We start from the raw sequence: 13,167 nt of genomic DNA, 5'->3' as shown, positions 1-13,167 counted from the left end.
TTCACCTCTGCAGGAAGAAGGAGGGGTCGCCGGCCAGGTCGGTCAGGGCCCCGTCACGCCACAGCCCGAGGTCCTGCATCCAGGCCTCGAACTCGGGCAGCGGGCGCAGGCCCAGGGCCTGGCGCAGGGCGGGGGCGTCGTGGTAGCTCGTGGACTGGTACGAGAGCATCGCGTCGTCGCCCATCGGGACGCCCATGATGTAGTTGCCGCCGGCGGCGGCGAGCAGCACGGCCAGGTTCTCCAGGTCGTTCTGGTTGGCTTTGGCGTGGTTGGTGTAGCAGACGTCGCAGCCCATCGAGATGCCCGTCAGCTTGCCCATGAAGTGGTCCTCGAGGCCGGCCCGGGTGATCTGCACGGCGTCGTAGAGGTACTCGGGGCCGATGAACCCCACGACCGTGTTGACCTGGAACGGGTGCCACCGCTTGGCCATCGAGTAGATGCGCGCCTCCAGCACGAGCTGGTCGGCGCCGTGGTGGGCGTCGGCCGACAGCGCCGAGCCCTGGCCCGTCTCGAAGTACATGTAGTCGGGGCCCTCGGTCCAGCAGTACTTCGCGGCGAGCTCGGCGGCCTCGTCGATGAGCGCGACCGAGACGCCGAAGGACTCCATCGCCTTCTGCGAGCCCGCGATCGACTGGAACACCAGGCCCACGGGGCTGCCTCGCCGCAGGCACTCCATCTGGGTGCTCACGTGCGCCAGTACGCAGTTCTGCGTCGGGATCTGCCAGCGGTCGATGACGTCCTTGGTCATGTCGAGCAGCCGGGAGACCGAGCCCACCGAGTCGTCGGCCGGGTTGATGCCGATGACCGAGTCGCCCGACCCGTAGGACAGCCCCTCGTACAGCGTCGCGCGGATGCCCTCGACCGAGTCGGTCGGGTGGTTGGGCTGGTTGCGCGAGCCGAGTGTGCCGGGCAGCCCGATGGTGTTCTGGCAGTGGCGCACCACGTGGATCTTCTTGCCCGCGAGGATGAGGTCGAGGTTGCTCATCAGCTTGGTGACGGCCGCGACCATCTCCCCCGTCAGGCCGTTGGAGACCCTCCGGATCATGTCCGAGTCGGTCGAGTTGGCCAGGATCCACTCGCGCAGGTCCCCGACCGTCCAGCCCTTGATCTCCCGGTAGACGGTCTCGTTGACGCCCTCATCGATGACTCTCGAGACCTCGTCCTCCTCGACGGACACCACCGGGTTCTCGCGCAGCACGCTCAGCGGTACCTCTGCCAGCACGAACCGGGCCGCGACGCGCTCGGCCTGGCTGCGCGCCGCGATGCCTGCCTGCTGGTCACCGGATTTCGGCTCGTTCGCCTTGGCCAGGAGCTCCTTGACCGAGCCGAACTCGTAGGTCGTGCCGAACAGCTTGGTGCGCAGGATCATCGGGCCACCTCCTTCGATCTGTCGGTCATGAGTCGGGTCATTGGTAGAAGACGAGCGTCTTGACGGACACGGGCACTGCCCGCCCGTCGAACAACGGCTCGCCGATGTCGATGAAGTCGCCCTCGTCGAGGCCGATCTGGTCGACGACGACGAGGGGCAGGTCGGGCAGGCGCCCCTTGAGGGTCTGACCGATGACCTGCGCGTAGTCCGCCTCGGTGACCAGCACCAGGGGTCGGGACGGCGGCAGGTAGTCGCCGGCGAACGCGGCCAGGCCCTCGGCCAGGCCGACGACCTGCCGGTAGGCCATGCGCTCGGGCAGGTCGAGCACGAGCGCGAAGGTGCCGCGCTCGGCCTCCAGGTCCCAGCGCCGCACGGCCCCGGCGACGGCGGTGCGCACGTCGTCGGGCTCGACGGCGCCGTCGAGCAGCGCCCCGAAGCGCGGCTCGACCACCGGAAGGTTCCGCAGCGGCAGGTAGGCGGCGTCTGTCCAGATGGTCGAGCCCGACAGCGTGACCTGTTGGTTGGAGGCGCCCAGCACCGTGGCCCGCAGCGTCTGCTGCGGGCGCTCGACGCGCAGCGTGGCCCACCGCGGGCTCTCGCGCAGCGAGCGCGCCAGCAGCGGCCCGACGTCACCGAAGCGCGCGACCTGGGCGAGCGTCTCGCACGGCTCGTCGGCGTAGTACAGGTGCCCGACGCCACCCGAGACGAAGCACGCGGACACCTGCTCCTCGACCCGCAGTGGTGGGGTGAGCGCGACCAACTCGGTCAGCGGCGTCGTCGCGCCCAACACGAGGTCGACGACGACGTCGGCCATCGCGTCGGTGAGCCGGCGCAGCGCCGCCACCTCGACGCGCCGGCCGACGACCAGGTCGTCGAGGCCGAGTGCTTCGACCAGTTGCGCGCCCGCGGGTTTGAGGTGGGTCAGCACGCCCGTGTCGGGGTCGACCATCGCCTGGCGCCCACCCACCATGGCCGCGGCCGACGCGATGTGCTTGCCCGAGCGGAACACCGCGGCGTTGGAGCTGCCGCCGCCGATGTCGACGTTGACGACGGTCGCGTAGTGCCCGCTCGACCACTCGCACGCCCCCGAGCCGCGCCCCGCGATCTGCGCCTCCAGGGCAGGGCCCGCGACGGTGACGACGAACTCGCCCGCCAGGTCCGACAGGCCGTTGAGGATCGCCTCGGCGTTGCGGGTGCGCGCCGTCTCGCCCGTCACGATGACGGCGCCGCTCTCGACCTGCGAGGCGTCGATCCCGGCGAGCTCGTACTCGCGGTGGACCATCGCGAGCACCCCGGCGACGTCGACGCGGTCGGGGGCGGCCAGGGGCGTCAGGTGCGGCTGGGACTGGTAGAGCACGGCGCGGTCGTCGACCCCGAGGCGCGGCACCAGCCCGCCGCGCGCCTGGTTGCTCACGGTCAGACGCGAGACGACGAACTGGCTCGTCGTCGTGCCGATGTCGATTCCCACGCTCAGCACCTGCCGCGTCTCAGCCACGTCGCCGCCCTCAGCTCTTCCTGAAGGTCACGTCACCGGCGACCTCGAGCGAGTCGAGGATCGCCATGATGACGGCGTCGATGGGCGCGTCCTGGGTCGGGCCGGTCTGGCGGCCCGCGCTGCCGCGCGCCACCAGCACCAGCTCGCCCTGGCCCGCGCCGACGGCGTCGACCGCCACGAACGGCTCGCCGACCAGTTCGTCGGCGGGCGTCGCGCTGCGCACCACGAGGAGCTTGACCCCACGCAGCGAGTCCGCCTTGATCGTGGCGACCGCCGACCCGACGACGCGGGCGATGAGCATCTCAGGCCGCCTCTCCCGCGGCGCCGGCGGGCAGGTCGGAGCTGACCTCGTCCGAGTAGGCGGGCATCGACCGGCCGAAGATGAGCAGCGCGACCACGATCGCCGTGATGCCCGCGACAAGCTTGCCCGCGATGACCGGGAAGATCAGGTCGCGCGAGGCGCCTGCGACGAATCCGAGGTGGTCGCCGAACGCGAAGGCCGCGGAGACGGCGAAGGCGGCGTTGACCACCTTTCCGCGCGGGTCCATGTCCTTCATGATCTGGAACATCGGGATGTTGTTCGCGAGCGTCGCGATGAGGCCGCCCGCCGCGGTGTCGTTGACGCCGATGAGCGTGCCGGCCTTGGTCAGCGGCTTGGACGCGAACCGGATGATGAGGTGCACGGCCGGGAACGCGCCGAGCAACATCATGGCGATCGAGCCGACGACGGCGATGCCCTCGGACGGCGGGATGAGCTCCCAGCCCGCAGGCATGATCGCGGTGCCCGTGAGCTCCTCGAAGACGCCCACGACCAGGCCGATCGAGATGAGGCCGACCAGGCCCTTGCCGAAGACCTCGAAGCCGCGCGTCATCTTGTTGGGGATGAACCACAGGCCCAGCGCGATGAGGATCGCGACCACGATGATCGGGACGAGGTTGGGCAGCACCATCGACAGCGGGAAGCCCGCCACCAGACCGCCGACCAGCACACCCAGCGGGATGGTGACCATGCCGGCGAGGATGCCCTTGGCCAGGTAGCCGCGGTCCTTCTTGTCGATGATCGACAGGGCGACCGGGATCGAGAAGACGATGGTGGGGCCCATCATCGAGCCCAGGATCAGGCCCGAGAGCTGCGCCGCCATCGACGGAACCCCGTCGACGCCTGGCGCCATCTCCATCGCTAACGGCCAACCGCCCATGTCGCACGCGAGCAGCGTCCCGGCGAACATGGCCGGGTCCGCTCCGACGAGCGAGTAGATTGGCGTGATCACGGGGTCGAGCACCTTGGCCAAGACCGGCGACAGCGACATGACGCCGACCATCGCCAGGGCGAGGGGCCCCATCGCGTTGAACCCCTCCTCGAACTGCTGGCCCAGCCCGAACCGGCTGCCGAAGGCACGGTCCAGGCCACCCAGGACCATGCAGATCATGAGGATCCAGACGATCACTTCGTTGATGTCCACAGTCACTTCCTTGTCACCCGTCGGACCGGGCCTCGTCGCCCGACCGCAGGTCGGGCGCCCGGGGATGGGCGCCTCGCCAGCGGCTTTCCTGCCAGGCTAGGAACGGCGCGCCGCGCGCCGCCGGGTAGATCTGGACCAGTAATCGTTCGATCCGCAGGACCAGTTGTCACAGAGCGCAGACGTGAGCGCGGCGGCGACGGCCGCGGGCTACCGTTGCCCCCGTCGGGGCGGGGGAATCCGGTGCGAATCCGGAGCTGACCCGCAACCGTGAGGCGCGTGCGCGCCGAGCCGGACCGCCCTCCCCGCACCGCATCGAGCACCACACCCGTCGCGGACTGCGGGTGGGTCACCCCGCCGTCGGCGGTGCCCACGCCTGGTCGCGCCCGTCTCCAGGAGGCACCATGAGACCGACACGCCCCGCCCCCACCCCGGGCTCCCGTCGCGCGCTGAGCGCCCTCGCCGCCGCGTGCGGCGCTCTGCTCCTGCTGGGCGCGTGCTCCAGCTCGCCGTCGTCCGACGGCGGATCCTCGCCCGAGCCCACCGACGCCGCGACGGGCGCCGAGGTCGTCGACGTGGCCGGCTGCACGACGGCGGGCGACGTCTGGCTCGTCGTGGGCGCCGAGGATGGGACCGTGCTGGCCGACGAGTGCGTCGGAACCCCGCAGACCGGGACCGCCGCGCTCGAGGCCGCCGGGCTCGAGATCGCACGCGACGCGAACGGCCTGATCTGTGCGATTGGCGGCGAGCCAGCTGCGTGCCCCACGACGTTCGACGGCCGCTTCTGGCAGTACTACAGCGCCGTCCCGGACGGGCAGTGGCAGTTCGCCACGACCGGGTCCGACGACGCCGTGCCCGCCCCCGGCTCGATCGAGGGCTGGTGCTACGGCGACGTGTGCGCCCCGCCCAAGATCGCCGGCGTGACCGAGCCGGACCCCGTGGGCTGAGCGATGGCCCGTGCCCCCCGGGGGCGCGAGGCGCACCCAGGCGCCTGGTGGGTGTGGGCCCTGGGCGCGGCCGCGGCCGTCTCCCTGACCACCCACGCGCTGCTGTCCGTCCTGGTGGCGGCCGTCGCGGGCGCCGTCGCGCTGCGCCGGCGCCCGGCCGACGGCGCCCGCCGCACGTGGTGGCTGTACGCCGGGCTCGGCGCGGCGATCGTCGTGGTGCGGGTCGTGTTCCAGGCGCTGCTCGGCGTCAACCGCTCGGGCGCCGTCCTGTTCACGCTCCCCCGCGTCCCCCTGCCCGACTGGGCGGCGGGCATCCGGCTCGGCGGCCCCGTGACCACCGACGGCCTGGCGCTGGCCCTCGGCGACGGCGCGCGCCTGGCCGCGATCGTCATGTGCGTCGGCGCCGCGGCCGTGCTGGCCAGCCCGCGGCGGGCGCTGCGCACGGTGCCCGCCGCGCTCGGCGAGGTCACCACCGCGCTGGCGATCGCGCTCACCGTGGCCCCGCAGCTGCTCGACTCCGCGGCCCGCGTGCGCCGCGCCCGGCGCCTGCGCGGCGGACCGCCCGGGCGCCTGCGCCTGATGCGCACGGTGGTGCTGCCCGTGTTCGGCGACGCCGTCGACCGGTCGGTGTCGATCGCCGCGGCGATGGAGGCGCGCGGCTACGGCGCCACGCTCGACGCCCGGCGCGTGCCGCCTGCGACGACCGCGCTGACGGCGACCGCGCTGGCCTTGCTCGGGTTCGGGGCGTTCGCCGTGCTCGGCCTGCCCGGCGCGGGCGCCACCGGGACGGCGTGCCTGGTCGCCGGGACGGCCTGCGCGGCCGGCGCCGTGACCCTCGCGCGCCGGCGCCTGGCCGTCACGCGCTACCGCCCCACCGAGTGGACGCGCGTCGAGTGGGCGTTGGCCGCCACCGGGGCCGCCACGTTCGCCGTCGCGGCGTGGGCGCTCGCGACCGCCACGTCGGTCATGCGCCCGACGACTCCCCCGTGGCCTGCGCCTACGCTGGCCATGCTCGCCGTCCCGGCGCTGGCCGCGAGCGCCCTGCTGTGGACGCCCGCGCCCGCCCCGGAGGCCACGCGATGATCAGGTTCGACGACGTCACGATCACCCCCGCGGGGTCGCGCCGCGCCGTGCTGAGCCACGTCGGCCTCGAGGTCGCCGAGGGCGACCTGTGCCTTGTCGTCGGGCGCACCGGCAGCGGCAAGTCCACGCTGTTGGGCGCGGTCAACGGACTGGTGCCCCATTTCACGGGCGCGACGATGAGCGGCACGGTCACCGTGGCGGGGCGCGCCACACGCGAGCATCCCCCGCGTCAGATGGCCCGCCTGGTCGGCTACGTCGGCCAGGACCCGCTGCGCGGGTTCGTCACCGACCGGGTCGAGGACGAGATCGCCTACGGCATGGAGCAGCTCGGCGTCGCCCCGACCGCGATGCGCAAGCGTGTGGAGGAGACGTGCGACCTGCTCGGCATCGGCGAGCTGCGCCGGGCGCCGCTCGCGACGCTCTCAGGCGGGCAGCAGCAGCGCGTCGCGATCGCGTCGGTGCTCGCCGCGCAGCCGCGCGTGCTGGTGCTCGACGAGCCGACGTCGGCGCTCGACCCGACGGCGGCGGGCGACGTGCTCGCGGCCATCACCTCTCTGGTGCACGACGTCGGGCTCACCGTGGTGCTCGCCGAGCACCGCGTCGAACGGGTCATGCAGGCCGCCGACCAGGTCGTGTGGCTTCCGGGCGACGGGTCCGCCGTCGTCGGGCCGGGCTCGCAGGTGCTCGCGCGCGCCGATGTGCGCCCGCCCCTGGCGGCGCTCGCGCGTGAGCTCGGCTGGCCGAGCGTGCCGCTCGACGTGCGCGAGGCGCGGCGCACGGTGCGCCGCGAGCACCCCGAGCTGGCGAAGGCCGTCGCATCCGTCGCGGCGGCGCCCGCCGGAGCGGGCCACGACGGCCCGGGGCCCGGCTGCGCGGAGCCCGCCGTCGTCGCCCGCGACCTGACCGTGCGGTACGGGGAGACCGCTGCGGTCGACGGCCTCGACCTGACGCTCGCGCCCGGGACCGTGACCGTGGTCATGGGGCGCAACGGCGCGGGCAAGTCCTCGCTGCTGTGGGCGCTGGCGGGGGCGACGACGTCGTCGGGCGCGCTCTCGGTCGCGGGCGCCGACCCGCGCCGGCTGCCCGCCGGCGCCGCCCGGCGCGTGGTGACGCTCGTGCCGCAGACGGCCTCCGACCTGCTCTACCTGCCCACGGTCGCGGCCGAGTGCGCGCAGGCCGACCGCGACAGCGCGGCGGCCCCGGGCAGCACCGCACGGCTGCTGGCCCGGCTCGAGGGCGCCGAACGGGGCGACGGCGAGCGCCGGCTGGGCGCGGACCCGAACGCCGACCCGGCCGACCTGTCCGAGGGCCAGCGCCTCGGACTCGTGCTGGCCGTGCAGCTCGTCTCGCGCCCCGCCGTCGTGCTGCTCGACGAGCCCACACGCGGGCTCGACTACGCGACCAAGGAGCGGCTCGCCGCCCTGGCGCGCGAGCTCGCGAGCGAGGGCGCCACGGTCGTGTGCGCGACGCACGACGTCGAGTTCGCCGCCGAGGTCGCCGACCGCGCGGTCATCCTCGCGGACGGCCAGGTCGTGGCCGACGGTCCCGCGCGCGAGATCTGCGCGGCGTCGCCCGCCTATGCCCCGCAGCTCGCGAAGGTGTTCTGGCCGCTGCCGTGGCTCACGCTCGACGACGTGCGCGCGGGCCTGCACACGCGGCCGCAGGCCGGCGGGCCCGAGCGCGACCCGGCCGCAGGCGGTCGGGCATGACGGCCCCGGCTCGGGCGCCGGCCCCGGCGTCGGCCAGTGGCCCCGACCCCGGCGGTCGCGCCGACCGCGCCCCGCGGGTGCGCGCCGTCCCGCTCGCCCCCCGAGCGCGGGTCACGCTCGTCGCCGCGGCCCTGATCGGGCTGCTCGCGTTCACCTGGCCGCTGCTGGTCGACCCGTCGTCGCTGGTCGGCGACGACCGCACCGGGGCGAGCGTGGCTCCCGTCGTCATGGGCGTCGTGCTGCTGGTCGTCGCCGGACTGGTGCTGGTCGAGCTGTCGGCGCGCGAGGTGCGCACCACGACGCTGGCGATGCTCGGTGTGCTCGCCGCCATCGGCTCCATCGTGCGCCCGCTGGGCGCGGGCGCGGGTGGGCTGGAGACGGTGTTCTTCCTCATCGTGCTCGGCGGGCGCGCGTTCGGCGCCGGGTTCGGCTACCTGCTGGGCGCCCTGACGATCTTCGCCTCCGCGCTCGTGACGGCCGGGGTGGGCCCGTGGATGCCGTACCAGATGGTCGCCGCCGCGTTCGTGGGCCTGGGCGCGGGGTTGCTGCCCCCGACTCGGGCGGGGTCGCGCGCCGAGGTCGCGCTCCTGGGCGCCTACGGCTTCGTGGCCTCGTTCGCCTACGGGTATCTGCTTGACCTGGCGTTCTGGCCCTTCGTGTTCGGCACCGGCTCCCAGGCCGGGTTCGACCCGGCCGCGGGGCCGTGGGCCAACCTGCGCACCTTCGCCGTCGTCAACACCGTCACCTCGCTCGGGTGGAACCTCGGGCGGGCGATCACGTGCGTCGTGCTCCTGACGGTGCTCGGCCCGGGGCTGCTGCACGTGCTGCGCCGCACCGCCCGGCGTGCGGTGTTCGCGGCGTAGCGCTCCCAGGAGGCTCACGCCTCAGGACGCTCGCGCCGCAGCCGCAGGCACCGCTGCCTCAGGTGCCGCCGACGTCGGCGCGACAGACTCAGGCGGCGCCGCGTCTCAGGCGCGCGGGATCGCGCGCAGCTCGGCGGGCGCGTACCACAACAGGTCACGGTCGGTGACGCGCTGGATGGCGTCGTCGAGCGCCGCGTCGGCGCCGGGCGCTTCGTCGGCCGCGGCGTCGAGCACGTCGGCGATGTCGAGGAAGGCGTCGGGCTCGTCGACGTGCAGCGCCACAACCTCGACCCCGGGCACGTCGTCGGTCACGCACACCTGGGACAGCGCGTTGGTGCGGGCGCGCGGCACCTGGACGACGTCGTCGGGCACCTCGACCGTGACCACGACGCGCAGCCGAACGCCGTCGGGCGACTCGGCGACACGCAGCAGCGAGTCGTGGGCCGCGGCGAGGAACGCCTGCCACTCCAGCCCCTCCTCGTCCTCGTCGGGGAAGGAGGTCTGAAGCCCGGCCGTGACCGCGTGGGCGAGGCGGCCCGGAACCGTCCACGTGGCGCCGACGTCAGTGACGTCGGCGGAGTCCAGGTCGTCGAGCGTGGCGGGCACGTAGAGGCGCATGTCCCGATTGTGCCCGAGCCGGGCGGCTCAGGCGGCTGCGGCGTCAGATGCCGCGCGCTGCTCGATCTCGGCGTTCATCGCGGTGAGCCGGTCGTCGTCCAGGTCGTACCGGCTGATGACGACCATGGCCACCACGAGCAGGGCCGCCGGGATGACCGAGACGAGCCACAAGATGCCCTGCGTGGCGGCGTGCGACTGCGTGCCGGCGTCGGAGCGGTAGCCCGTGATCGCCAGCACGACGCCGGGCACCACGCCGCCCAGGGCCATGCCCGCCTTGAAGAAGATGCCGGTCAGGGCGTTGACGATGCCCGAGATGCGTCGACCGGTGCGCCACTCGCCATAGGAGACGACCTCAGGGATGAGCGACCACATGTAGCCGGTGGCGACGATGACGCCCGTGGACCGCACGAACTGGGCCGCCATGACCAGGCCCACATGCTCGGCCGGGTTCGGGATGAGGTAGAGCATCGCCATGCCGGCGATCGCGATCGCAAGGAACCCGATGAACAGCGGCTTCTTGCCGACGCGGCGCTTGATGCGCGGCACCAGCGGCAGGAACACGAACGCGGGCAGCACGCCCAGCGCGTTGAACCACTGCACGGCGCCCTCGGCGCGCACGACGTCGTTCATGTAGTAGGCCGCGCCCGCGTTGCCGACGGACATCATCGCGAACGCCGTGATGAAGAAGAACGCGACCACGCGCAGCGGCTGGTTGCGGCGGAACTCGGTGGCCAGGTCGGAGACGCGGACCTGCTCGGCGGCGGCGTCGTCCATGACGACGCGCTCCTTGGTCTGCGTGAACGTGAAGACCAGCACCGCCAGGCCGACGGCGGCGTAGATCGCCATGGTGGTCAGCCATCCGCCCGCCGCGGCCGGGGTGTCCCAGTGCCCGTCGGCGGAGAAGAGGCGCACCAGCACCGGCACGCCGAACGCGACGGCGAGGCCGCCGATGTTCGCGAGGAACATGCGCGTGGTGGTCAGCACCGAGATCTCGTCGTTGTCACGCGTGAGCGAGGAGTTGAGGGCGCCGTAGGGCACGTTGAGCAGCGTGTAGAGCATCGACAGGCCGACGTAGGTGACATAGGCGTACACCAGCGAGCCCGACATCCCCGTCCAGAACACCAGGACGGCGAGCGCCGACAGCGGGATGCCCGCGATCACCAGGTAGCCGCGGTAGCGGCCCCACGGGGTCGAGTGCTTGTCGACCATCGCGCCGACGATCGGGTCCCACACCACGTCGATGAGTCGCACGGCCAGGAACATTGTCGCCGCGGCCGCCGCCGAGAGGCCAAAGACCTCGGTGTAGAAGAACAGCAGGTATGTCGAGACCGTGTTGTAGATGAGGTTCTGGGCCAGGTCGCCCGAGCCGAAGCCGATGCGCTGAGTCCAGGTCAGGCGGTAGAAGCCGTGCTCCTCACCAGGCTTTTCGAGCCTGAGAGCGCTCCCAGCGCCTTCAATGGTCGCGGTCATGGCTGTGCCCTCTCACCGTCGTCGGATCCGTCGCCCGGGCCGCGGAGTGGTCGCACGGTGCGCGCGGGCAACCTGTACAGGGTGCGCCCCCAAGCGGTCACGCGACAAATCGATGTGCGCCAGTGTGTCGAAGCCCACGCCGCCGCAGATCAGGTGGCCGCGCGCCGCAGTCGGTCGGCCACCTGGGCGATCGCCGCACGGGCGGGTGAGGCAGGGGCGTGCTCGGCGAGGCTGCGCCCCGCCAACAGCGCCCCGTCGGCGGCGCCCGGGTCGTCAGGGACCACGACGACGTCGTCGAGCCCCGCGTAGCGTGCCATGGCCTCGCGCACCGCGGCCTCGGGTCGCGGCCCGACGGACGACGCCCGCGCGCGGTTGACCACGACGACGCTGGGCGCGGCCACCGCGATCGGCGCCTCGCGCAGATCCTCCAGCGCGCGCACCAACCGCCCGATCCCCACCGGGTCGGCGCAACCCACGACCACCACATGGTCGGCCGCGGCGAGCGAGGCCAGCGCGGCGGCGTTGCGTTGCGGCGCGTGCGTGTCGTACATCAGCAGCTCGTCGGCCTCGATCGGTGCGCCGGTGTCGACCACGGTCCACACCGCGATCCGCCGGGCCTGCTCGAACACGACCTCCAACCCGGAGGCCGGGACCTCGGGCCAGCGCGCGGCCCGCGTGAGCCCCGTCAGGGCCCGCAGGCCCGGCGCGACCACGGGGCACTGGCGGGCCAGAGCGGCGGCGTCGAGCGAGCCCTGGCCCGCGGCGCGGCACGCGGCGGCCAGTCCGGGAGCGTCGTCGAGCAGCCCCAGCCGCATGGCGAGCGACGAGCCGTAGGTGTCGGCGTCGACCAGCAACACGTCGCCGGCGACGGGCGCTGGCGCCGGACGCGCGTGGCGGCCCGTCCCCGCACGCCGTCCTGCGCGGGCGCCCGAGCCCGCCAGACCGGCCAGGTGCGCCGCGAGCTCGAGCGCGACGGTGGTGCGCCCCGGCGCGCCGACTGGTCCCCACACGGTCACGACCTGACCCGAGGGCTCCCCCGCGGCGGCCGCCTCGTCGGGCGACGGGGCGCCGCGCACCGCGGGCGCGCCGGCGGGCCCCTCGGACGCGGGCTCGACGGCGCTCGCCGCCTCGCCCACCGCCGCGACCAGCTCGCTTGCCGCCGGTCCGGACGCGACGTCGAGCACGACGTCGACGCCCATCGCGCGCAGGCGCCCCGCCACCTGTCCGTCGTCGAGCCCGACGACGCGCACCCCCGCGGCGTGCAGCCGGGTGACCGTCTCTCGGTCGAGGCCGGGAAGGTCCCCGGAGACGATCGCGACGCACCCCGCTCCCGCCGCGGCGGCCGCGAGCAGCTCGACGACGTCGCCGCACCGGCGTGTGACCCTCGCCCCCGAGTCCGGGGCTCCGAGCGCGACGACGACCTGCGTCTCGGCCGCGCCGCGCACAGCCGCCAGGACGGTGACCGGAGTGGGCATCAGGCCCCCGACCCGGCGACGGGCACGACCCCGACCGTTCCGTCGGCGGCGAGCGCGGCGAGCAGATCGGCGAGGTCGGCGGACGGCACCAGCACGTGCAGCGTCGTGGAGGACCCGACCACGAGCCGCGTCCCGGCGTCGTCGACCTTCTCGACCAGCACCCCCTCGACGACGGCGCGCGGCTGCGGCGCCGCGGCCGTCGCGCCTGGGCCCTCGTCGGGCACGAACCAGACGTCGACGGCCGCGCCCTTGCGCACGCGCGGCGACAGCGCGCCCGAGACGGGGACCGCGACCGAGCGCAGGTCGAGGCTCGCGGCGTCGCCGAGCGCGGAGCGCGCCACGAGCTCGCCCTCACCCACGGCGCGCGTCACGACCAGTCCCGCAGGCGGCGGCTCGTCGGCCGGCAGGTACCGCCCGACGCCGTCGGCCAGCCGCACGTCGACCGCACGCACCGTCTCGGCGGTCACCGGGTCGCCCGGCGTGAGCGCTCCGGCGGCCGCCCAGACGGGGACGGTGCGTGACGCCGAGGACACCGCCCACGAGCCGAGCGCGACCGCCAGGGCCACGAGCACGACGCCGGTGACCAGCCGAGGGTCGCGCCAGGACGGGCGTCGCAGGCGGGGCGCCAGCGGCGCGGAGAGGCTCTGGTCGCTCATGCGCGTCCTTTCGTCGTGGTGC

At 73.9% G+C, this 13,167-nt stretch carries 12 protein-coding genes and 1 riboswitch; of the genes, 4 read left to right on the top strand and 8 right to left on the bottom strand.

Features of this window, described 5'->3' with window-relative positions; translation table 11 throughout:
- Position 1: 1 nt before the first annotated feature.
- Genes EV386_RS01450 through EV386_RS01435 form a run of 4 tightly spaced genes read right to left on the bottom strand, consistent with a single transcriptional unit; the run spans position 2 to position 4,327 of the window.
- Positions 2–1,369, bottom strand: a complete 1,368-nt coding sequence (locus EV386_RS01450; protein ID WP_130411678.1) for an ethanolamine ammonia-lyase subunit EutB — start codon at positions 1,367–1,369, stop codon at positions 2–4.
- Between the two features lie 37 nt (positions 1,370–1,406).
- Positions 1,407–2,864 carry an ethanolamine ammonia-lyase reactivating factor EutA gene (locus EV386_RS01445; protein WP_130411676.1) on the bottom strand — a complete coding sequence of 486 codons (1,458 nt, stop codon included), beginning with the start codon at positions 2,862–2,864 and terminating at the stop codon, positions 1,407–1,409.
- Between the two features lie 10 nt (positions 2,865–2,874).
- Positions 2,875–3,165, bottom strand: a complete 291-nt coding sequence (locus EV386_RS01440; protein WP_130411674.1) for a EutN/CcmL family microcompartment protein — start codon at positions 3,163–3,165, stop codon at positions 2,875–2,877.
- A gap of 1 nt (position 3,166) precedes the next feature.
- Entirely contained in the window at positions 3,167–4,327 is a 1,161-nt protein-coding gene (locus EV386_RS01435) for an ethanolamine utilization protein EutH (RefSeq protein WP_130411672.1), read from the bottom strand.
- A gap of 231 nt (positions 4,328–4,558) precedes the next feature.
- A riboswitch (cobalamin riboswitch) is annotated at positions 4,559–4,622 on the top strand.
- Positions 4,623–4,728: 106 nt separating this feature from the next.
- Here EV386_RS01435 and EV386_RS01430 point away from each other — a divergent pair.
- From EV386_RS01430 to EV386_RS01415, 4 genes are read left to right on the top strand one after another with little or no spacing between them, the layout of a single operon-like run.
- Complete coding sequence (locus tag EV386_RS01430; RefSeq protein WP_130411670.1) at positions 4,729–5,271, top strand: hypothetical protein; 543 nt, start codon at positions 4,729–4,731, stop codon at positions 5,269–5,271.
- 3 nt (positions 5,272–5,274) lie between these two features.
- Entirely contained in the window at positions 5,275–6,354 is a 1,080-nt protein-coding gene (locus EV386_RS01425; protein WP_130411668.1) for a CbiQ family ECF transporter T component, read from the top strand.
- A complete protein-coding gene (locus EV386_RS01420; RefSeq protein ID WP_130411666.1) occupies positions 6,351–8,063 on the top strand; it encodes an ABC transporter ATP-binding protein in 1,713 nt (570 codons plus the stop codon). Before EV386_RS01425 ends, EV386_RS01420 begins: the two co-directional genes overlap by 4 nt.
- Positions 8,060–8,926: an ECF transporter S component gene (locus EV386_RS01415; protein ID WP_130411664.1), complete on the top strand. Its 867-nt coding sequence runs from the start codon at positions 8,060–8,062 to the stop codon at positions 8,924–8,926. Before EV386_RS01420 ends, EV386_RS01415 begins: the two co-directional genes overlap by 4 nt.
- Positions 8,927–9,031: 105 nt before the next feature.
- Here the strand turns inward: EV386_RS01415 and EV386_RS01410 are convergent, their stop codons facing one another.
- The 4 genes from EV386_RS01410 to EV386_RS01395 form a co-directional block, all read right to left on the bottom strand.
- Positions 9,032–9,544: a DUF6912 family protein gene (locus EV386_RS01410; RefSeq protein WP_130411662.1), complete on the bottom strand. Its 513-nt coding sequence runs from the start codon at positions 9,542–9,544 to the stop codon at positions 9,032–9,034.
- A 27-nt stretch (positions 9,545–9,571) separates the two neighbouring features.
- On the bottom strand, positions 9,572–11,014 hold the full coding sequence (locus tag EV386_RS01405; RefSeq protein ID WP_130411660.1) for an MFS transporter: 1,443 nt from the start codon (positions 11,012–11,014) through the stop codon (positions 9,572–9,574).
- A gap of 149 nt (positions 11,015–11,163) precedes the next feature.
- Positions 11,164–12,489 carry a CpaE/TadZ family protein gene (locus EV386_RS01400; RefSeq protein ID WP_130411658.1) on the bottom strand — a complete coding sequence of 442 codons (1,326 nt, stop codon included), beginning with the start codon at positions 12,487–12,489 and terminating at the stop codon, positions 11,164–11,166.
- Positions 12,489–13,145 carry a CpaB family protein gene (locus EV386_RS01395; RefSeq protein ID WP_130411656.1) on the bottom strand — a complete coding sequence of 219 codons (657 nt, stop codon included), beginning with the start codon at positions 13,143–13,145 and terminating at the stop codon, positions 12,489–12,491. Before EV386_RS01395 ends, EV386_RS01400 begins: the two co-directional genes overlap by 1 nt.
- Positions 13,146–13,167 lie beyond the last annotated feature (22 nt).

It is taken from the genome of Xylanimonas ulmi (assembly GCF_004216535.1).
Taxonomy (GTDB): Bacteria; Actinomycetota; Actinomycetes; order Actinomycetales; family Cellulomonadaceae; genus Xylanimonas; species Xylanimonas ulmi.
The sequence above is the reverse complement of the archived record's forward strand: the minus strand, read 5'-3'. Positions and strand labels throughout refer to the sequence as shown.

Coding starts and splice junctions, on each gene's coding strand:
- EV386_RS01450 (WP_130411678.1), bottom strand. CDS start 1,369: ATGATCCTGCGCACCAAGCTGTTCGGCACGACCTACGAGTTCGGCTCG.
- EV386_RS01440 (WP_130411674.1), bottom strand. CDS start 3,165: ATGCTCATCGCCCGCGTCGTCGGGTCGGCGGTCGCCACGATCAAGGCG.
- EV386_RS01430 (WP_130411670.1), top strand. CDS start 4,729: ATGAGACCGACACGCCCCGCCCCCACCCCGGGCTCCCGTCGCGCGCTG.
- EV386_RS01425 (WP_130411668.1), top strand. CDS start 5,275: ATGGCCCGTGCCCCCCGGGGGCGCGAGGCGCACCCAGGCGCCTGGTGG.
- EV386_RS01420 (WP_130411666.1), top strand. CDS start 6,351: ATGATCAGGTTCGACGACGTCACGATCACCCCCGCGGGGTCGCGCCGC.
- EV386_RS01415 (WP_130411664.1), top strand. CDS start 8,060: ATGACGGCCCCGGCTCGGGCGCCGGCCCCGGCGTCGGCCAGTGGCCCC.
- EV386_RS01410 (WP_130411662.1), bottom strand. CDS start 9,544: ATGCGCCTCTACGTGCCCGCCACGCTCGACGACCTGGACTCCGCCGAC.
- EV386_RS01405 (WP_130411660.1), bottom strand. CDS start 11,014: ATGACCGCGACCATTGAAGGCGCTGGGAGCGCTCTCAGGCTCGAAAAG.
- EV386_RS01400 (WP_130411658.1), bottom strand. CDS start 12,489: ATGCCCACTCCGGTCACCGTCCTGGCGGCTGTGCGCGGCGCGGCCGAG.
- EV386_RS01395 (WP_130411656.1), bottom strand. CDS start 13,145: ATGAGCGACCAGAGCCTCTCCGCGCCGCTGGCGCCCCGCCTGCGACGC.